This window comes from Microbacterium sp., assembly GCF_035554235.1.
Classification (GTDB): Bacteria; Actinomycetota; Actinomycetes; order Actinomycetales; family Microbacteriaceae; genus Microbacterium.
In genome coordinates, this window is sequence record NZ_DATMIO010000137.1 from 1 (window position 1) to 18064 (window position 18064).

Sequence of the window (18064 nt, forward strand, 5' to 3'; positions counted from 1 at the left end):
GGCTCCGAACTGCCCCACTGCCCGACCGGGCTCTCCGTGTTTCCTCGTGGGATCACGACCGTGGGTGCGGGACTCGCCGACGTCCGGTTCGAAGCATCGCCCGCTGCGCACCCCGCCGAGTGCGACAGCACGAGGAACGCACCCGCAACCGGCCGGAACAATCTCATAGCGCGAGCTTGGCACGACGGTCTGGTGACCGCTCGGGGTGCCCTTGCAATGGCGGGTAAGGGCACCCGCTCCTATTCATGCGTGTTCATCGGAGATCTAATCGGGAACGATCACGACACTCTCGATTAGGCCGCCGCGCAGCGTGAAGCGGAAAGGGCTCGTGCCGTTGAACCCGTTCCCGGTCACCTTCAGGCGCACGAGGTAGGTCTCGGGCTCGGTCTCCTTCACGATGTCGACGAGCTCGAAGCGTGACTGCTTGCCAATGTTGTCGGTGCGATCCCACTCCCGGATGCCGTCGTGGCCGCGCGCCATACGGCCCCAGTCGTCGAGATACCCATCCTCGGTGAAGGCGGCGACGAACGCTGCGGAGTCACCAGCGTTCGTGGCGTCAATGAAGGAAGAGATCGGAGAGGGCGTGTCTGCCATTCTCCGATCATCCAGGGTCACCGCGCCGAACGTCCAGACCTTGTAGGGCCCGGACGGCACCGCACCCCGGCCCGCCCGCGACCAGCGCTACTGACCCCGCCGCGCGCCCCGCGCACTCCCTGAGAAACGGCAAACCGTCCGGGAAACAAGGCGGCGCCCCGTGTCTCGGCCGGAACGTCGTTTCTCATCATCGAGCCCGGTTCGCACTCCGTCCATGATCCACGCTCGCGTTCCCGGTACCGAGCGTCCGGGTGTGCCAGGGCCCAACCCGTGGTGATGCATGATGGGATTCACCATTACGGACGGGGGCCCGCGATGACGATGCACCACGACTCTCCTGATGAAGTATCCGACTTCGCGGAGCTGATGCGTCACGAGCAAGAGTTCCCGGATCGCCGCACCGGGATCGATCCGAGGGTTCGGCGCGCCCGTCGTCGCCGCGTCTTGCTCGTCGTTGCGATCGTGATCGCGGTCGTGCTCGCCGCGGTCGGGGGCTACGTCGGCTGGGCTCTGAACGCTCCGCTGAGCGCGCCGGTCGTGACATGGCAGGCACCGGAGGTCTCGGCGCCGGCCGCGGCCCCCATCGCCCTTCCCACGGAGGGCGCCTCGGCGATCAGCATCTCGGGCGCCGACGGGTACCTCGGCGCCGAGGCGAGCGGTATCTGGGCGACCAGCGGGACGGACGAACCGCGCCCCATCGCGAGCATCACCAAGCTGATCACGGCGCTCGTCATCCTCGATGCGAAGCCGCTCGCGAGCGCCGACGACCCCGGGCCTACCATCACCTTCGACAAAGCCGATCACGACCTCTACGACAAGTACTACGTGCTCGGCGCCACGATCGCCGCGATGCCCACCGGAAGCACGATGTCGCAACGCGATGCCCTCGCGACGGTGCTCATCCCCTCGGCGAGCAACTACGCGGAGGCGGTGTCGACCTGGGCGTTCGGATCGCAAGGCGCCTTTCTCAGCGCGACGCGCCGCTGGCTCGCTGCCCACGGTCTCACGGGCACCACGATCGTCGAACCCACCGGCATCAGCCCCCGCAACACGAGCACACCGAGCGACCTCGTGGCGGTCGGAAAGCTCGCCGCGGCCCACCCCGCGATCGCGCAGATCGTGGCAACCCCCTCGCTCTCACTGCCAGGCCCCGGCGCGATGTTCAACACCAACGGCCTTCTGGGCACCGGTGGGATCACTGGGCTCAAGACGGGCAACCTCGGCGAGGGCAGCTTCAGCATGCTGTACACCGCGTCCGTCGACGTGGGAGCGGCAGAGCCGCTCAGCGTCGTCGGCGTGGTGCTCGGCGGATACTCGCGCCAATCGGTCGATAGCGCCGTCCTCACGCTGTTGGACAGCATCCGCAACGGCTTTCACGAGGTGGCGCTGGCGACGCGCGGCGAGGAAGTCGGCTCGTACTCGACCCCCTGGGGCTCTACCGCCCAGATGATCGTGGGCGAGAGCGCGTCGATCTTCACCTGGTCGGACACCCCGGTCGCGGTGACGATGGAGACGACGGCACCTAAGACCTATGAAGACGGGGAGGTGGCCGGAAGCATCACCTGGAGCGCCGGGCCGAATACGGCGACGGTCGACGTAGAGGTGGAGGGCAGCATCCGCCCGCCGACCGCGTGGTGGCGGCTCACGCACCCATCCGAACTCGGCGTGCCGTAGCGGAGTCGTCGCCGGAGCCTCTCCCGCCCGGCATGACCGCCCTCACGCACTGAACGGACTACCTCGGCCCGAGGATCAGGTTCCAGGTGCCCGCGGCGACGGCCGCCGCGACGGCGGTGAGCGAGATCGCGAGCCCGACCCCCATCAGCGCCCACTCGCGCCAGCCGAAGGGTGAATCCCGCGCCCACGTGCGTTCGGACGGCCCCCCGAACCCCCGCGCCTCCATCGACGTCGCGAGCTTCGATCCGCGCCGGATCGACAGCACGAACAGCCCGAAGGCCATCCCGAGGATGCGCCGGAGCCGGCCCGCGTCGGCCACCCCGCGCGCCCGCCGGGCGAGCGCCAGCGCGGCCCAGTCGTCGCGGAGCAGCGCGGCGAGGCGCATCGCGGCGAGCGCCCCGAGCACGAAGCGCGACGGGAGGTGCACGATCTGGGCGAGCCCGTCGGCGAGGTCGGTGGCGTCGACCGTGACGAAGAGCACGACCGCGGGGAGAGCGATCGCCAGCACGCGGAAGAACGTCGCGACAGCCAGCGACAGCGACCCCTCACTCACCCGCACGAGCCACCACTCGAGGTAGACCTCTCCGCTGGGCGCGCCGTACAGCGCGATCGTGACGCCCGTCAGCGGTGCGGCGAGCCAGACCGGCCACGTGCGCCGCCAGAACTCCGGCCACGTCAGCCCGGAGAACAGGAACAGGACGGATTCGAGGGCGAGCGCGACGGCGGCCGAGACCCAGTCGATCGTGAGAACGAGCGGGATCGCGATGAGCAGGGCGGCGCCGAGCTTGGCGACCGGGTTCACCCCGGCGATCGGCCCGCGGCGCCGCACGGGGGCGGTGCCGGCGCGCCCGCTCACGCGTGGCCCCCGATGCGCACTTCCCGGGCGCGGAGCGCCTCGAGCACGTCGAGATCGTGCGTCACGGCGACGACGGCGGCCCCGGCATCCCGCACGCTCGCGATGATCGCGACGAGCTCCGCCCACGTGCGGGCGTCCTGCCCGAACGTCGGCTCGTCGAGCACGATGACATCGGGGCGGGTCGCGAGGGCGGCGGCGACGGTCAGCCGGCGCTTCTCCCCGCCCGACAGCGTGTAGGGATTCGCCTCGGCGAGCGCACTCAGACGCAGGCGCTCGAGCAGGTCGTCGACGCGCCCGCGGATCTCGGCCTCGCCCAGCCTCAGTGCCCGGGGACCGACCTCCAACTCGGCGCGCACCGTCGTGGTGAGCAGCTGGTGCTCCGGGTCTTGCATGACCGTGCCGATGCGGGTGAGCAGCTCGCGCGATGACCATCGGATCGGGTCGCCCTTCGCCCCACGGGCGAGTTCGGCGGATGCCTCGACGCGGCCCGCCGCGGGAACCAGCAGCCCCGCGAGCGTGAGCCCGAGCGTCGTCTTGCCCGCCCCGTTGGGTCCGGTGATGCCGATGGCCTCGCCCGCTCGCACCGCGAGGTCGATGCCCGATGCGACGGCCCGGCCGCGCACCCTCGCGATCGCGAGGTCGCGGGCGTGCAGCAGCGTCGACCCCGCGGGCCCGACGGGCGGTGCCGGGTGGCGCGGAGGGATGCCGGGAACCCAGACGCCCGACGCGGCCAGCTCGGGTCCGTGCGCGCCGAGCACCGCCTCCGGCGTGCCGTCGGCGATGACCCCCCCGTCGCCGAGAACGATCACCCGGTCGACGAGGGGCAGCCACGCGTTCAGCCTGTGCTCGACGACGACGAGCGTCGCGCCGGTCCGCTCCAGCACCCTGCCGACGGCGTCGCGCACCTCGAGCACGCCGGCGGGGTCCAGGTTCGCCGTGGGCTCGTCGAGCAGCAGCACGCCGGGCCGCATGGCGATCGCGCCCGCGAGCGCGAGCCGCTGCTTCTGCCCGCCCGACAGCGCGGTGGTCGACGCGTCGAGGGGGATGTCGAGCCCGACCGCGTCGAGGGCCTCCCTGACCCGCCGCCAGATCTCGTCGCGGGCGACACCGAGGTTCTCGGCGCCGAAGGCGACATCGTCGCCCACCCGCGCCAGGATCGCCTGGCTGTCGGGGTCCTGCAGCACCAGGCCGGCCCGGCCGCGCGCCCGGGCCGCCGGCATCCCGTCGATCAGCAGCTCGCCGTGGCTCTCGCCCTCGTCGTCGCCGCCGAGCACGCCGGCGAATCCGTGCAGGAGGGTCGATTTGCCCGATCCGGACGCACCGAGCAGCAGCACCCGCTCCCCCGGCTCGATGTGGAGCGAGACCGCCGAGAGCGCCCACTTCAGGCGGGTCGCGTGCCGCCACGCCCATCCCCGCGCCTCGACGGCCGCGGGGCGACCGGTCACCATCGAAGCATCAGACGCGCCGCGACACCTCGCGGCCGGAGGCGAAGCGGTTGAGGGCCCCCGTGGCCGCGAGGGCACGCGCGATGAGCCACGACCCGAGGCCGGCGATGACCGCGCCGGAGATCGTGGTGCTCACGATGTAGATCGCGGTGAACGCGGTGTCGGCGCCGGCGTACCAGAGGATGCTGTCGTTGATGCCGCACGCCAGCCCGGCGCCCGCGCCGGCGAGCATCGCGACGGCCAGCCGCCAGTTGGCGTACAGGAAGAGCAGGAAGACCAGCTCGGCGCCGAGGCCCTGCACGAGGCCCGACACGATCGTGAGCGGACCCCACTGGTTGCCCATCAGGGCCGAGATGACGGCCGCGACGACCTCCGTGTAGAGCGCAGCTCCGGGCTTGCGGATGATGAGCCCGCCGAGCACGCCGGCGAAGAGCCACGGCCCGGCGACCAGGCCCTGCAGCCCGGGAAGCAGCGGCGTCAGCGCCGTGGACGGCGCCTCGTAGCCGATGTTCCAGAGCATGAAGACCAGCGACGACGCGACACCGATGACGCTGGCGACGACGATGTCGACAACCCTCCAGCGCCAGTTGATCGCGGCGAATCCGCGGGCCTTCGTCGGGGACGGCGAAACGGACGTAGACGTGTGCATTTGAGGCTCCTCCCTGCGCTGGCATGATCCAGATCAGGTTCGACGGTCGAAGCGTGGATCGCTTCCTCTCAGCCCGGCTCACCGGACTCCCGTGTGTTCGCGTCGAGTATACCCCCGTCACGGTTGTACCTTAGGCGAGTGACCATCGACGCCGCCCCGGATGTCGCGGCCCCCGTCGCGGCCCCGCCGCACTCGCGCGCGCTCGCGTGGGTGCGCGCCACAGACGTCGCGCAGGCCACGACTCCGGGCGGTTTCAGCCTCGGCGCGGCGCCGTACACGCTCGTCGCTTCCGAGCCCGACCTGCTCGTCGACGCACCCCGCCGCTCCCTGTGGCGCCCGGGCGTCGTGCTGCCCGCCGCGCTCGTGTGCGCGCTCGCGAGCGCGTACGCGGCGACCACCCTGCTCTGGCCGTTGCACGCCGTGCCCCCCGTCGTGGAGGCGATGACGGTCCAGCCCGTCGCCGCACCGGCGTTCGCGGCTCCGTGGCCGGCCGAGGGCTCGGCCTCCGTGAGCGTCGCCGGCATGGGCGCCCCGCTCTCATCGACCGCGGCTGCCGCGCCGATCGCGAGCATCACGAAGGTCGTGACTGCGCTGCTCGTTCTCGAAGAGATGCCGCTCGCGGTGGGGGACCCGGGCCCTGACTACCGATTCACCAGGGCCGACATGACCGCGTACTGGCAGTACCGCAGCGACGACGAGTCGGCGCTCGAAGTTCCCGTCGGCGGTGTGCTGACCGAATACCAGCTGCTCGAGGGCATGCTCATCGGCTCGGCCAACAACTACGCCGACCGCCTCGCGGCGGGCATCTGGCCCTCCGACGCCGTCTTCGCGAAGGCCGCCAACGATTGGCTGCGCCTGCACGGGGTTCCCGGCGTGACGATCGCCGACCCGACAGGCATCGACCCCCGCAACACCGCAAGCCCCGAGTCGCTCATTCCCCTCGCGCGGCTCGCGATGGCGCATCCGGTCATCGCCGAGATCGTCGCGAAGTCCTCTACGGAGCTTCCCGGCGCGGGGCTCGTGCCGAACACCAACGGGCTGCTCGCAGACCCCGGCGTCATCGGCATCAAGACGGGTTCGCTCGAGGAGGACTGGGGCCTGCTGTCGGCCAAGAACGTGCTGATCGGCGAGACGCCGGTGCGCCTCTACGCCTCGGTGCTGAGCCAGCCCGACGACGAGGCGCGGCTCGCGGCTTCGCGCGCGCTGTACTCCGCGCTCGAGGCGTCGCTGCAGCCGTTCCCGTCTGTGCCGAGCGGCACCGTCGTCGGCAGCGTCACGACGGTGTGGGGGTCGGATGTCGACATCCAGACCACCGCCGATGCCGGTGTCGTGCTCTGGAACGGCGGTGTCGGCACGACGACGACGGACTTCTCCCTCGGCGATGCGCGGGAGGAGGGCGACGAGGTCGGCACGCTCTCGGTGTCGGGACCGCTCGATTCAGACTCGACGGCTCTCGCCCTCGTCGACGACATCGAAGGCCCCACCGCCTGGTGGCGTCTCACCCACCCGCTCGACCTCTTCGGCATCGACTGATTCGTCGGCGACGACGATCACGACCGCATCGGCGGACGGCCGGCGGACGAGTTCGCACAGCCACCACACGATCAGTGCGACGATCAGGACGAGGAAGATCTCACCGACGCCCAGCGGCCTCAGCAGCCACAGCCAGATGATGGCGAGCACCCCGATGACGATCCGCACGAGCACCCGCTGGCGGTCCATCCAGGCACCGAATCCGCCCGTGTCGACACCCCGGCCGGCGAGCGCCCCGCGGATCGAGTCGTTCACCCCGCCGATCGCACCACGGGTGGCCACGGCGCCCGCCCAGCGACCCTGCACCCACGCGAAGACGGCGATCACGATGCCGAGGACCACTCCGACCACCGCCGTCTGCTTCATCGCGCCGATGACCTGCTCATAGACCACGGCGAGCGCATCGCTCGGCAGGCCGAGGCTTGCCGCGCTCACGCCGATGACCGTGCCCCCGATCGCGAGTCCTATCGCGAGGGTCGCCGCGCCGACCGCCAGGCCGATCCCCGCACCGAGGACGGCCGTGGACTTCCGCCGGGCGAACAGGATGCCGGCCACGAACAGGATGAGGGCGATGACGGGAAGCCACCACCCGACCGTGACCGCGAGGCCGTAGACGACGCGAACGGTGGCCAGAGCGTCGCTCTGGGCGATGACGATCGTGCGGTCGACCTCTGGAATGGCCGACGCGAAGCCCACACCGCGGTCGATGAGCCGCTGCTTGACCTCCTCGACGATGGGCCCGAGCTGGATGCCGATGACTCCCTGATCGTCGATGACGATCGCTCCGGACTCGCCCCCGGTCGCGGCGGCGACGAGCGCGCGATGGCTCGCGCGGAGCGCCCCATCCCATACATCGGCGAACTGATCCGACTCCACGACCCGGGTGACGGTCTGGTCGATGAGTCCCTCGACCCCCTGGATGGCGGGGGCGCGGAGGAGGTCGATGGCGACGAGGGCCCGCGGCGGGAGGTCGAGTTCGGAGATGCCGTCGAAGAGGTCGTTCGTGATGCCCGCGATGTCGACCTGCTCGTTCACCGCCGTCGTCACCTCGTCGATGACCAGCGCCTGCACATCGGGGTCATCGACCAGGGGGCCGAAGGTCGCGACGAACTGATCGGGGTTCACGAGCTCGGCGCGAGCCCATGCGGCCACAACCGAGACGGGCACGAGGATCGACGCGATCACGATGCAGAGGGCCGACACGAACGCGCGCCATCCGTTTCGTCGCCGGCGAGCGGGCTCCTCCGCGACCAGCGGCTCGATCGGGGCGGTCTCGGCGAGTGACGCGAGGCGCTCGTTCTCGGCCTCGAGCGCGGCGATGCGGGCCCGCAGCGCCTCGGCGTCATCCGTCGGTGCGGGGACAGGTGTGGCACTCATGAGCCCATAGTGGCCCTCGCAGGCCCGCGCCGGTAGTTCGATACGAGAATCAGGATGCTGACGCCGAGCACCCACACCGGGAAGATGAGCGACGCCCACAGGTTCACGGTCGTGACGAAGAGCAGCACGATCGCCACGCCATACGTTCCGAACGCGAGCCATCGGGGCATCACGCCGGTGCGCAGCCACATCGTGGCGAGAGAGATGAGCAGGACGCCGGCCATGCGCAAGGCGTAGATGTTGCTCACCTGCAGCATCACGGCGCGGCCGAAGGTCGAGACCTCCGCCCGACTCCGCTCGTCGGTGATGACCTCCATCGAGGCCACGATGCCGCCGGCGAGCGCCGCCGAGACGAAGATCATCGCGAGGAAGAGGAGCCCGCTGCCGATGAACACCGAGGAGAACAGCTGGTCCTCCCTGTCCTTGAAACGATCGCGTACGACACCCATGAACCACAGGAAGGCGATCCCGGCGAACGGGATGAGCGACAGTCCGACGTTGAGTCGTGCGGCCGCCGACTCGTCGAGCCAGTCGGTGCTGCCCGTGAGGCGCTCGGGCAGGGTCGACCGGATCAGAACGAGAGACGTGGTGAACAGCACGGCGAACAGCACCCCCGCCGCGGCCGCCGCCCGGGGAGAGTTCAGGGATCTGCGTGCGGGTGCAGCGGCCGGTTCCGTCACGGAATCATCCCTTCTCTATGACGTGCGAGCGTCCTGGGACTGACAGTATTCTGCGCACCCGACGAGTGACAGACTGTGGCCCAGCTCGTGCCGTCGGAGCCGATCACATCGCGGTGAGGAGAATCTCATGACCGAACAGGGTGCAGATACCGAACAGGGCGCGGATGCCGATCTGAAGGCGCCCGCTCCCTCGGACTTCGCGGGGCGGCGAGCATACGGGCGAGCGGCGCGGGTGCGAAGCCCCCGTTCGAGTCACGCGGCATGGTCGCCGAGCGCTGACCGAACCGACCCGGTCTCCCTTCTCGAGGAGCAGGCCACGACGCGGGTTCCCGAGCTCGTGCCGGTGCGGCACGGCCGCATGATGGTCTCGCCGTTCACCTTCTACCGGGGCGCCGCGCTGCTGATGGCGGCCGATCTGGCGACGACGCCGAGCAGCGGTCTCGACGTACAGCTGTGCGGAGACGCGCACCTGTCGAACTTCGGCCTCTTCGGCTCGCCCGAGCGCCGTCTCGTGTTCGACATCAACGACTTCGACGAGACCCACCCCGGACCGTTCGAGTGGGACGTCAAGCGCCTCGTCGCGAGCTTCGAGATCGCCGGCCGCCATCGCGGCTTCACCGACGAGGAACGCCGGGGGATTCTGCTGGAGGCCGGTCGCGCGTACCGGCAGCGGATGCTCGACTCCGCAAAGCAGTCGGTGCTCGATGCCTGGTACGACTCCCTCGACGCCGAACAGGTGCAGGCATCGCTGCGCGAAGCGAGAGATGCAGGCGCCGCCGGCAGACGCCAGGTCAAGGGATTCGACTCGATCGTCGCGAAGGCCCTCACGAAGGATCGCTCGAGGGCGTTCGCGAAGCTCGTCACCACCGAGGGAGGGCGGATGCGGATCATCTCGGAGCCTCCCCTGATCGTGCGCGTCGAAGACCTCGTGGGCGAGCAGAGCGTCGAGGAGACGGAGGCGGCGATGCGCGACATCCTGGCTTCGTACCAGCACACCCTGCCGTCCGAACGCCATCCGTTCGCCGAGTACGCGTACGTGCACATGGCCCGCAAGGTGGTCGGCGTCGGCAGTGTCGGCACCCGCGCATGGATCGTGCTGCTCAAGGGTCGCGACGACGCCGACCCCCTGTTCCTCCAGGCCAAGGAGGCGCAGCAGTCCGTGCTCGAGCGCTTCCTCGGGCCGAGCGAGTACGCGAACAGCGGCGAGCGCGTCGTGCGCGGCCAGCGCGTGATGCAGGCCTCCAGCGACATCTTCCTGGGGTGGCAGCGTGTCAAGGGCGAAGGCGGCATCGAGCGCGACTTCTACGTGCGCCAGCTGCACGACTGGAAGGGCTCCCTGGATCCCGAGATCATGATCCCCCGCGGCACGCTGCTCTACGCGCGGATCTGCGGCGAGACCCTCGCACGCGCGCACGCCAGATCGGGCGACCGCGTGGCGCTCGCCGCCTACCTCGGCAAGTCCACGACCTTCGAGGAGTCGATCGCCGACTTCGCCGACGCGTACGCCGACCAGAACGACGCCGATTACGGGGACTTCATCGCGGCCATCGATTCGGGACGCCTGGAGGCGCAGCAGGGTCTCTAGCTCAGAGCCGGATGGGGAAGGTCAGAAGCACGACCAGCCCGATCAGTGCGAGACCGCCGGCGAGCCCGAGCACGAGGCGCGTCGCCAGCACCGAGATCCCCCGCTGGGCGATGGCCGCGAGGAAGAGCACGAGCGCGAACATCACGGTCATGAGCGAGTAGTTGTCGCCCTTCTCGTTGAAATCGAGTGCGTCCTTCGTGCTCGCGTCTGCGCGCGCGGTGGCCTCCGCCGCTTCTTCCGTTCCCGGCGGCACGTACTCCGGCATCCTGAACGGTCCGCTCTCCTGCTCACCGTCGGCCTGCCACGCATCGAACGCGATCGCGAACTCCGGCGAGAAGCGCTCCTCGATGTAGTCGGCGAGGGCTGTGTCGCCGCCGGTCTGGGCAAGCACCCACTGCGTGTAGACCGCGAGGTCGAAGCCACGCGCGTCGCGCGCCTGGCCGTCGTGGTCTGCGGCCTCGATGCGCGCGGCGGACGCCGCGCTGAACGCGACCGAGGAGTCGCCGCCCCATTTGCTCGACTCGAATCCGCACCACGCGGTGAGCACCGCGACGAGCGAGAGCAGGATGACGGCGACGAGCTCATGCATCTCGCTGTGCTTCGGCGCCGGGGCGGATTCGTCCATGCTGGCCAGGGTATTGCCGCCGCCGCCCTCGTGTGCCCATCGGGGCCTCACCCCATCTGGGTGATTTCTCGGTTCCGCCATTCACATCGCGCGCAGCAGCAACTAGACAGGACAGCGCGGGACGTGTTCACCCGGTCCGCTCCACGGTAGAAGCGAAGCACCGGAGAAGAAGGGAAGCAGGATGGCTGAATTCAGGTTCGGGCCGGTTGAGCTCTATCTGATCGGGTTCGAGGGAGACAGGCTCTCGCCCGGGGTCGTGAGCGCACTGACCGACCTCGTCGAGAGCGGCGTGATCCGCCTGCTCGACCTGGTGATCGTGTCCAAGGGCGATGACGGCGAAGTGACGGTCACCGAGGTCGTCGACGAGTCCGACGAGTACGGCTTCGGGAGCGTCGAGTTCCACGCACAAGGCGTTGCCGGCGGGGAGGACATCGACGAGTTCGCCGATCTCATCCCGCCGGGCACCTCCGCCGCGCTGATCGCCTTCGAACTCGCCTTCGCGCGCCAGCTCGTGTCGCGGTTCGCCGAGTCCGGAGGAATCGTGCTGCGCGCTGAGCGCATCCCCGCCCCTATCGTCAACGCGGTCATCGACGCCGCGGAAGAGTACTAGGAGAAGAAGATGCCCCTTCGCAGAATGGGACGCCCGGGACTCGTCGGGCTCGCCGCACGCACCGCCGTCGTGGCGGGCACCGCCACCGCCGTCAGCGGCGGCATGCAGCGACGCCAGCAGGACAAGGCGCAGGCGCAGTACGACCAGGACCAGTACGCGGCAGCGCAGCAGCAGGCGCAGATCGATGCCGCCGCGCAGGCGGCCGCGGCGCAGTACGCGCCACCACCCGCGCCGGCTCAGCCGGCACAATATGCCGCGCCGCCCGCGCCGGCCGCGCCGGCCGCCGGGGGCGCCGACCTCGTGGCGGAGCTGCAGAAGCTCGCCGCGCTCAAGGATGCCGGCATCCTCGATGATGCCGAGTTCGCCGCCGCGAAGGCGAAGCTGCTCGGCTGACGCATATCGGCCTCCGAGCTCAGCCGGTGGCGGTGAGCGCCTTGGCCTTGATCGCCTCGTATTCGCCCTGGCTGATGATCCCCTGATCGGCGAGGGCCTTCGCCTTCGTGATCTCGTCCGCGGGGTTCGCGAACACCTTGGGCCGGTAGTCGTCGTCCTCGCGGGGGAGCTCCGCGCCGCGCGCGCGGCGCTCGGCCATGCTCTTGCCGCGGGCGATCAGGTAGATCAGGGCGCCCAGGATGGGGAAGAAGCAGATCAGGATGACCCAGCCGGCCTTGCCCCAGCCGTTCAAGGCGTGGTCGGCGAACACGTCGAAGATGATGAAGACCACGACGAAGATGAACGAGATGTAGATGAACGCCCAGAACATCCAGGCGAACCAGTCCCAGAAGCCCATGTCGGCCCCTTCCGCGCGTCGGTGCGCGTCGAATCTACTCCCTGCCGGTCAGGAGGGGGAGGCCCCCGCCGTTTCGGTGGCGTCGACGACGTCATCCTCGGTGCGGGCCGCCTGTGCATCGAGGTCGGTCGCCGCGTGCTCGAACTGCGACTGGTAGAGCCGCCAGTACGCGCCTTGGGCCTTGATGAGCTCGTCGTGCGAGCCCTTCTCGACGATGTCGCCGTGCTCCATCACGAGGATGAGGTCGGCATCGCGGATCGTCGAGAGGCGGTGCGCGATCACGAACGACGTGCGGCCTGTGCGGAGGGCCGCCATGGCGTGCTGCAGCAGAAGCTCCGTGCGGGTGTCCACCGACGAGGTGGCCTCATCGAGGATGAGCACCGAGGGCCCGGCGACGAACGCGCGGGCGATCGTGATGAGCTGCTTCTCGCCCGCCGAGACGTTGGAGGCTTCCTCGTCGAGGACGGTGTCGTAGCCCTCGGGGAGGGAGTGCACGAAGCGGTCGACGCGCGTCGCCTTCGCGGCCTCGACGACCTCTTCGTCGGTCGCCGACTCGCGACCGTAGCGGATGTTCTCCCTGATGGTGCCGGCGAAGAGCCAGGGGTCCTGCAGCACCATGCCGGTGCGCGAGCGGACGTCGTCGCGGGTGAGCTCCGCGATGTCTTGCCCATCGAGCAGGATGCGACCGCCATCGAGCTCGTAGAAGCGCATGATCAGGTTGACGAGGGTCGTCTTGCCCGCGCCCGTCGGCCCGACGATCGCAACCGTCTGACCTGGCTCCACCCGGAACGACAGGTCGCTGATCAGCGGGCGTTCCGGCGTGTAGGAGAAGCGCACGTTCTGGAACTCGATGACACCCTCGCCGTCGACGGGCGCCGGTGCGTCCTCCGAGTCCGGCTCCTGCTCGTCGGCGTCGAGCAGCTCGAAGACGCGCTCGGCCGAAGCCGTGCCCGACTGGATGACGGCAGCCATCCCACCCAGCTGCGAGAGCGGCTGAGTGAACTGCTGCGAGTACTGGATGAACGCCTGCACATCGCCGAGGCGGAGCTGGCCGCCGGCGACCATGAGACCGCCGAGGACGGCGATGCCGACATAGGTGAGGTTACCGACGAACATCATGCCGGGCATGATGATGCCGGAGAGGAACTGCGCCTTGAAGCTGGCTTCGTACAGCTCTTCGTTCTCGACCTGGAATTTCGCGGCCGAGTCGGCCTCGCGGCCGTAGACCTTCATGAGGGCGTGCCCGGAGAACGACTCCTCCACACGCGCGTTCAGACGGCCGACCTTGCGCCACTGCGTGCCGAAGGCCTTTTGCGAGCGCGGGCCGATGACCCCGAAGATGACGGCCATGAGCGGCAGCGATACGAGGGTGACGAGGGCGAGCTGCCACGAGATCGAGAACATCATGAACATCACGCCGATGACGGTGAGCACCGATGTCAGCACGCTCGACAGCGACTGCTGCATGGTCTGGGTGATGTTGTCGATGTCGTTGGTCACGCGCGAGATCAGCTCACCGCGCTGCACCTTGTCGAAGTGCGACAGGGGGAGGCGATTGATCTTCGTCTCGACGGACTCGCGCAGGCGCCACATCGTGCGCACCATGATGATGTTGATGACGTAGCCCTGGATCCAGCTGAGGAACGAAGAGACCACGTAGATCGCGAGCACCGCGACGATCACGATGCGAAGCGCGTCGAAGTCGACGCCGGCACCGACGACGAAGTCGTTCATGGCGGCGACCATGTTCGCCGCGTCGGCCTGGCCCGAATCGCGCAGGGCGGCGACCACGACATCCTGCGGGGTTCCCGCGGGGAACTGCTGGCCGAGCGTCGTCGAGAGCACGCCTTCGAAGATGATGTTCGTCGCCTCGCCGAGGAACTTCGGCGCGATGACCGCCAGCACCACCCCGATCGCGCCGAGGATCGAGACCAGCGTGAACGCGAGGGCGTGCGGCTTCAGCAGCCCGACGAGGCGCCCGAAGCTCTTTCCGAAGTCGGCGGCCTTGCCGGGCTTCACGCTGTCCCAGTCGCCGGAGTTCAGTCTCGCCTGCTCGGCGAGCTCGAGTTCGAGGCGTTCCTCCTCGGTGAGGGTGTCGGGAGTGGTCATGCCTCCACCCCCAGCTGCGACTCGACGATCTCTCTATAGGTCGTGCTCGTCTCCAAGAGCTCCTCGTGTGTTCCGATCCCCACCATCTGCCCGTCCTCGAGCACGACGATGCGGTCGGCGTCGGTGATGGTCGAGACGCGTTGGGCGACGACGATCTTCGTGACGTCCGGCAGCTCGCGCCACAGCGCCTGCCTCAACCGCGCGTCGGTGGACAGGTCGAGGGCGGAGAACGAGTCGTCGAAGACCAGGATGTCGGGCTGATGCACGATCGCCCGGGCGATCGCGAGGCGCTGGCGCTGACCACCGGACACGTTGGTGCCGCCCTGCGCGATGCGGGCGTCGAGCCGGCCCTCCATCTCCTCGACGAAGTCCTTGCCCTGGGCGATCTCGAGCGCCTCCCAGAGCTCGTCGTCGGTGGCCTCCTCGCGCCCGAAGCGCAGGTTCGATGCGACGGTGCCGGTGAACAGGAACGGGCGCTGCGGCACGAGCCCGATGCCCGTCCACAGCCGATCGAGGTCGGCCTCGCGCACGTCGACGCCGCCGACGCTCACGGATCCGCCCGTGACATCGAACAGTCGCGGGATGAGGGAGACGAGGGTCGTCTTTCCCGAGCCCGTGGAACCGACGATGGCGACGGTCTCGCCCCGCTTCGCCTCGAATGTGATCCCGTGCAGCACCGGCGACTCGGCGCCGGGATAGGTGAACTCGACGCCCTCGAAGGCGAGAGTGCCGGCCGCGGGGAAGTCCGCCACGGGGTTCTCGGCGCGGGTGAGCGTGGATTCGCTGGCGAGCACTTCGCCGATGCGCTCCGCAGACACGGCGGCGCGCGGAATCATGATCGTCATGAAGCTCGCCATCAGCACGCCCATCAGGATCTGACCGACGTACTGCATGAAGGCGAAGAGCGTCCCGATCTCGACCGTGCCGGCATCCACCTGAATGCCGCCGAACCAGACGACGCCCACCACCGTCACGTTGAGCACGAGCATGGCCACCGGGAACAGCAGCACGAAGAGCGAGCCGACCTTGCGTCCGACGACCATGATGTCGGTGTTCGCGACAGCGAAGCGCTCTTCCTCGATGCGTTCGCGGACGAAGGCGCGCACGACGCGCACACCCGTGAGCTGCTCGCGCATCACCCGGTTCACGGCGTCGAGCTTCTCCTGGAAGGCGCGGAACAGCGGGACCATGCGACTGATGATGAGGAGCACGAACAGGAGCAGGAGCGGCACCGACACCGCGATCAGCCAGCTGAGCCCGACATCCTGCTGCAGCGCCATGATCACGCCGCCGATCGCCAGCATGGGAGCCATCACGAGCATCGTGGCGGCCATCATCGCGAGCATCTGCACCTGCTGCACGTCGTTCGTGTTGCGGGTGATGAGTGAGCCGGGGCCGAACTTCGACACCTCGCGCTCGGAGAAGCCGCTGACCTTCGCATAGACGTCACGCCGGATGTCTCGGCCGGCGGCCATCGCGGCGCGGGCGGCGAAATAGGTGGCGATGATCGACGCCGTGATCTGCCCGAGCGAGATCGCGAGCATCGTCATACCGGTCGACCAGATGTAGGCCGTGTCGCCCTGGGCGACGCCGTTGTCGATGATGTCGGCGTTAAGCCTGGGGAGGTACAGCGACGCGATCGCCGAGATGAACTGGAAGACCAGCACGCCGAGCAGGAGCCAGCGGTACTGCTTCAGATACCGAAGGAGGAGTTTGCCGAGCACAGGTTCTCCAAGCGATGGCGAGATGGGGAGCGCGGACGACGCCGACACTTCAGCGTGCCACGGACCGCCGACACTCTCACGCGATCGGCGGTTTCGTCCGCTCAGGGCGGAACGGCGACGGGTCAGACGAAGCGGACGGCTTGCTGCAGGCGAGTGCGGATGTCGAAGATCTCATTCCCGCCGACGGCACGGGCGCCGGGTACGCCCTGACGGAGCACGTTGGCGAGGGCGCCGCGCGCGACGGCCACGACGGGGATGCCTCGCACGCGGCCGAGCTGGATCACCGCCTGGCCGAGATCGTCATCCGGGAGCACGACGATCGCGCCGCCGAAGCGCACGCCGGCCGCGCGCGCGACCACCCGCACGCGGCCGAGCAGATCGGCGACGGGAGCGCCCGAGACGCCAGCACCCGTGAGCTCGCCGCGGCGGACACTGACCGCTCCCCCGAAATCCTCGGAGAGCACGGCGTACAGACCCGACGGGCTCAGCACGATGTGGTCGAGCTTGTCGTCGTTCCCGCCGCCGCGGCCCGCGGCCGCCACGTCGTGCCACACCGTGAAACCCATGCCGAGGTCGGAGACCACGCGGGCGGTGGCCTCTTCGGCGAGCGCATCGGCCAGCATCCGACGCAGTTCGCGCGGCGCCGAGCGCACCAGGGCGGGGTCATACGGGTCGGGGAGGGGGACACCCCGGCCGACCCACTCGCGCATGAGCTCGAGGTAGCGCTCACGGCGCCAGCCGCCCGGCTGGCCGTGCGAGCGTGCCTTCGGCCGGGTGTCGGCCGGGCGGGCCGGCGGCTTCCACCCCGACCAGTCGGCCGGCGGCGGCGTCGCGCCGAAGCCGTGCCCGCGGTCGTAGGCGGCGCGGGCCTCGGCGGTTCCCACGAGTTCCCACGCGCGCTGCACGCTGATGAAGACGGCCGAGTCGCCGCCCGTGTCGGGGTGCGTCTGGCGCAGGCGCAGTCGGTACGCCTTGCGCAGCGCCTCCACGTCGACGTCCGGTTCGACGCCGAGCACCTGGTAGGCAGACGCGGAGAGGGGACTGTCGAACACCGCGCCTCCCCTGCCGATACGAGCGTGGCCGCCCTGAGCGGCTTACAGGTTACCGGTCGCGGATCATGCGAAGGCTCAGCGCCGGCTCAGCGGGGCGGCTCGCCGTGTCGACCTACGGCCCGCGCTCCTCGGCCCGCGCTCCTCGGCCGCGGTCACGACCAGAGCGGGATGCGCGGGCTGTGCCGGAGCGCTTCGTCGGCGCGTTCCGCGGGGACCTCGGCGAGGGTGCCGGGGTTCCATTTCGGGTTGCGGTCCTTGTCCACGAGCTGCGCGCGGATGCCCTCGCGGAGGTCGTGCTGGGTGGTCGCGGACCACATCACGAGCGCGTACTCCTGCGCGAGTGCGGCGCGGAGGTCGGGAAGCTCGCGCGCCGCGCGGACGGCGGCGAGCGTCACCGCGAGCGCGGTGGGCGAGAGCTGCTCGAGCGTGTCGGCGGCAGCGGAGGCGGCATCCTCATCGCGTCGGCGCAGCCGTTCGATGATGCCCGACACGGTGTCGGCCGAGAACGCGTCGTCGATCCACTCGCGCGCCGCCTCGAGGGGCCCCGGCTCGACGGACTCGTCGAACAGGAGCACGAGTTCGGTCGGGCTGGCGGGGTCGGCCCTCGTCTCGAGCGCTTCGGCGAGGGAGGGAAGCCGGTCGGAGGGGACGAAGTGGTCGGCGAAGCGGGCGTAGATCGCGTCGGATGCCGTCATCGACGCGCCGGTCAGGCCCAGGTACTCGCCCAGCCGGCCGGGGGCGTGCGCGAGCAGCCACGTGCC

Annotated in this window: 17 protein-coding genes and 1 riboswitch; of the genes, 5 read left to right on the forward strand and 12 right to left on the reverse strand. The window is 69.7% G+C overall.

Annotation, left to right across the window (positions count from 1 at the left end; translation table 11 throughout):
* Positions 1-264: 264 nt before the first annotated feature.
* Positions 265-615 carry a nuclear transport factor 2 family protein gene (locus VNT50_RS07060; protein WP_325484399.1) on the reverse strand — a complete coding sequence of 117 codons (351 nt, stop codon included), beginning with the start codon at positions 613-615 and terminating at the stop codon, positions 265-267.
* Positions 616-960: 345 nt separating this feature from the next.
* Here VNT50_RS07060 and VNT50_RS07065 point away from each other — a divergent pair, with 345 nt between their 5' ends.
* Positions 961-2268, forward strand: a complete 1308-nt coding sequence (locus tag VNT50_RS07065) for a D-alanyl-D-alanine carboxypeptidase family protein (RefSeq protein WP_325484400.1) — start codon at positions 961-963, stop codon at positions 2266-2268.
* Between the two features lie 58 nt (positions 2269-2326).
* On the opposite strand, the gene VNT50_RS07070 is transcribed toward VNT50_RS07065, so the two are convergent.
* The 3 genes from VNT50_RS07070 to VNT50_RS07080 all read right to left on the reverse strand — a co-directional run bounded on the left by VNT50_RS07070 (position 2327) and on the right by VNT50_RS07080 (position 5218).
* Positions 2327-3124 (reverse strand): energy-coupling factor transporter transmembrane component T family protein, encoded by a 798-nt coding sequence (locus VNT50_RS07070; protein WP_325484401.1) that lies wholly within the window; start codon positions 3122-3124, stop codon positions 2327-2329.
* Complete coding sequence (locus tag VNT50_RS07075; RefSeq protein ID WP_325484402.1) at positions 3121-4572, reverse strand: ABC transporter ATP-binding protein; 1452 nt, start codon at positions 4570-4572, stop codon at positions 3121-3123. The genes VNT50_RS07070 and VNT50_RS07075 overlap by 4 nt, the downstream gene beginning before the upstream one ends.
* A gap of 7 nt (positions 4573-4579) precedes the next feature.
* Entirely contained in the window at positions 4580-5218 is a 639-nt protein-coding gene (locus tag VNT50_RS07080) for an ECF transporter S component (protein ID WP_325484403.1), read from the reverse strand.
* Positions 5212-5320: riboswitch (TPP riboswitch) on the reverse strand. Its footprint overlaps the gene before it by 7 nt.
* A 36-nt stretch (positions 5321-5356) precedes the next feature.
* Here VNT50_RS07080 and VNT50_RS07085 point away from each other — a divergent pair.
* Complete coding sequence (locus VNT50_RS07085) at positions 5357-6751, forward strand: D-alanyl-D-alanine carboxypeptidase family protein (RefSeq protein WP_325484404.1); 1395 nt, start codon at positions 5357-5359, stop codon at positions 6749-6751.
* Here VNT50_RS07085 and VNT50_RS07090 read toward each other — a convergent pair.
* Entirely contained in the window at positions 6656-8128 is a 1473-nt protein-coding gene (locus tag VNT50_RS07090; protein WP_325484405.1) for a hypothetical protein, read from the reverse strand. The two genes, VNT50_RS07085 and VNT50_RS07090, sit on opposite strands and share 96 nt — an antisense overlap.
* Positions 8125-8808 carry a hypothetical protein gene (locus VNT50_RS07095; RefSeq protein WP_325484406.1) on the reverse strand — a complete coding sequence of 228 codons (684 nt, stop codon included), beginning with the start codon at positions 8806-8808 and terminating at the stop codon, positions 8125-8127. Before VNT50_RS07095 ends, VNT50_RS07090 begins: the two co-directional genes overlap by 4 nt.
* A gap of 127 nt (positions 8809-8935) precedes the next feature.
* Between VNT50_RS07095 and VNT50_RS07100 the strand changes: the two genes are divergently transcribed.
* On the forward strand, positions 8936-10393 hold the full coding sequence (locus VNT50_RS07100) for a DUF2252 domain-containing protein (protein ID WP_325484407.1): 1458 nt from the start codon (positions 8936-8938) through the stop codon (positions 10391-10393).
* Between the two features lies 1 nt (position 10394).
* On the opposite strand, the gene VNT50_RS07105 is transcribed toward VNT50_RS07100, so the two are convergent.
* Positions 10395-11018, reverse strand: a complete 624-nt coding sequence (locus tag VNT50_RS07105; RefSeq protein ID WP_325484408.1) for a hypothetical protein — start codon at positions 11016-11018, stop codon at positions 10395-10397.
* 181 nt (positions 11019-11199) lie between these two features.
* Between VNT50_RS07105 and VNT50_RS07110 the strand changes: the two genes are divergently transcribed.
* Together VNT50_RS07110 and VNT50_RS07115 are read left to right on the forward strand one after the other, a co-directional pair.
* Positions 11200-11628: a DUF6325 family protein gene (locus tag VNT50_RS07110; RefSeq protein ID WP_325484409.1), complete on the forward strand. Its 429-nt coding sequence runs from the start codon at positions 11200-11202 to the stop codon at positions 11626-11628.
* Between the two features lie 9 nt (positions 11629-11637).
* Positions 11638-12021, forward strand: a complete 384-nt coding sequence (locus VNT50_RS07115) for an SHOCT domain-containing protein (protein ID WP_325484410.1) — start codon at positions 11638-11640, stop codon at positions 12019-12021.
* Positions 12022-12040: 19 nt separating this feature from the next.
* Here the strand turns inward: VNT50_RS07115 and VNT50_RS07120 are convergent, their stop codons facing one another.
* The 5 genes from VNT50_RS07120 to VNT50_RS07140 form a co-directional block, all read right to left on the reverse strand.
* Complete coding sequence (locus tag VNT50_RS07120) at positions 12041-12418, reverse strand: SHOCT domain-containing protein (protein ID WP_325484411.1); 378 nt, start codon at positions 12416-12418, stop codon at positions 12041-12043.
* 48 nt (positions 12419-12466) lie between these two features.
* Complete coding sequence (locus tag VNT50_RS07125) at positions 12467-14527, reverse strand: ABC transporter ATP-binding protein (RefSeq protein ID WP_325484412.1); 2061 nt, start codon at positions 14525-14527, stop codon at positions 12467-12469.
* Entirely contained in the window at positions 14524-16251 is a 1728-nt protein-coding gene (locus tag VNT50_RS07130) for an ABC transporter ATP-binding protein (RefSeq protein ID WP_325484413.1), read from the reverse strand. Before VNT50_RS07130 ends, VNT50_RS07125 begins: the two co-directional genes overlap by 4 nt.
* 122 nt (positions 16252-16373) lie before the next feature.
* Positions 16374-17303, reverse strand: a complete 930-nt coding sequence (locus VNT50_RS07135) for a DnaJ domain-containing protein (protein WP_325484414.1) — start codon at positions 17301-17303, stop codon at positions 16374-16376.
* Between the two features lie 152 nt (positions 17304-17455).
* The coding region (locus tag VNT50_RS07140) for an enoyl-CoA hydratase/isomerase family protein (protein ID WP_325484415.1) at positions 17456-18064 on the reverse strand (609 nt) is incomplete at its 5' end.

Excerpts from the sequence above, each read along its gene's own strand:
- VNT50_RS07065 (WP_325484400.1), top strand. The coding sequence starts at position 961 with ATGCGTCACGAGCAAGAGTTCCCGGATCGCCGCACCGGGATCGATCCG.
- VNT50_RS07075 (WP_325484402.1), bottom strand. The coding sequence starts at position 4,572 with ATGGTGACCGGTCGCCCCGCGGCCGTCGAGGCGCGGGGATGGGCGTGG.
- VNT50_RS07080 (WP_325484403.1), bottom strand. The coding sequence starts at position 5,218 with ATGCACACGTCTACGTCCGTTTCGCCGTCCCCGACGAAGGCCCGCGGA.
- VNT50_RS07090 (WP_325484405.1), bottom strand. The coding sequence starts at position 8,128 with ATGAGTGCCACACCTGTCCCCGCACCGACGGATGACGCCGAGGCGCTG.
- VNT50_RS07100 (WP_325484407.1), top strand. The coding sequence starts at position 8,936 with ATGACCGAACAGGGTGCAGATACCGAACAGGGCGCGGATGCCGATCTG.
- VNT50_RS07105 (WP_325484408.1), bottom strand. The coding sequence starts at position 11,018 with ATGGACGAATCCGCCCCGGCGCCGAAGCACAGCGAGATGCATGAGCTC.
- VNT50_RS07110 (WP_325484409.1), top strand. The coding sequence starts at position 11,200 with ATGGCTGAATTCAGGTTCGGGCCGGTTGAGCTCTATCTGATCGGGTTC.
- VNT50_RS07115 (WP_325484410.1), top strand. The coding sequence starts at position 11,638 with ATGCCCCTTCGCAGAATGGGACGCCCGGGACTCGTCGGGCTCGCCGCA.
- VNT50_RS07120 (WP_325484411.1), bottom strand. The coding sequence starts at position 12,418 with ATGGGCTTCTGGGACTGGTTCGCCTGGATGTTCTGGGCGTTCATCTAC.
- VNT50_RS07125 (WP_325484412.1), bottom strand. The coding sequence starts at position 14,527 with ATGACCACTCCCGACACCCTCACCGAGGAGGAACGCCTCGAACTCGAG.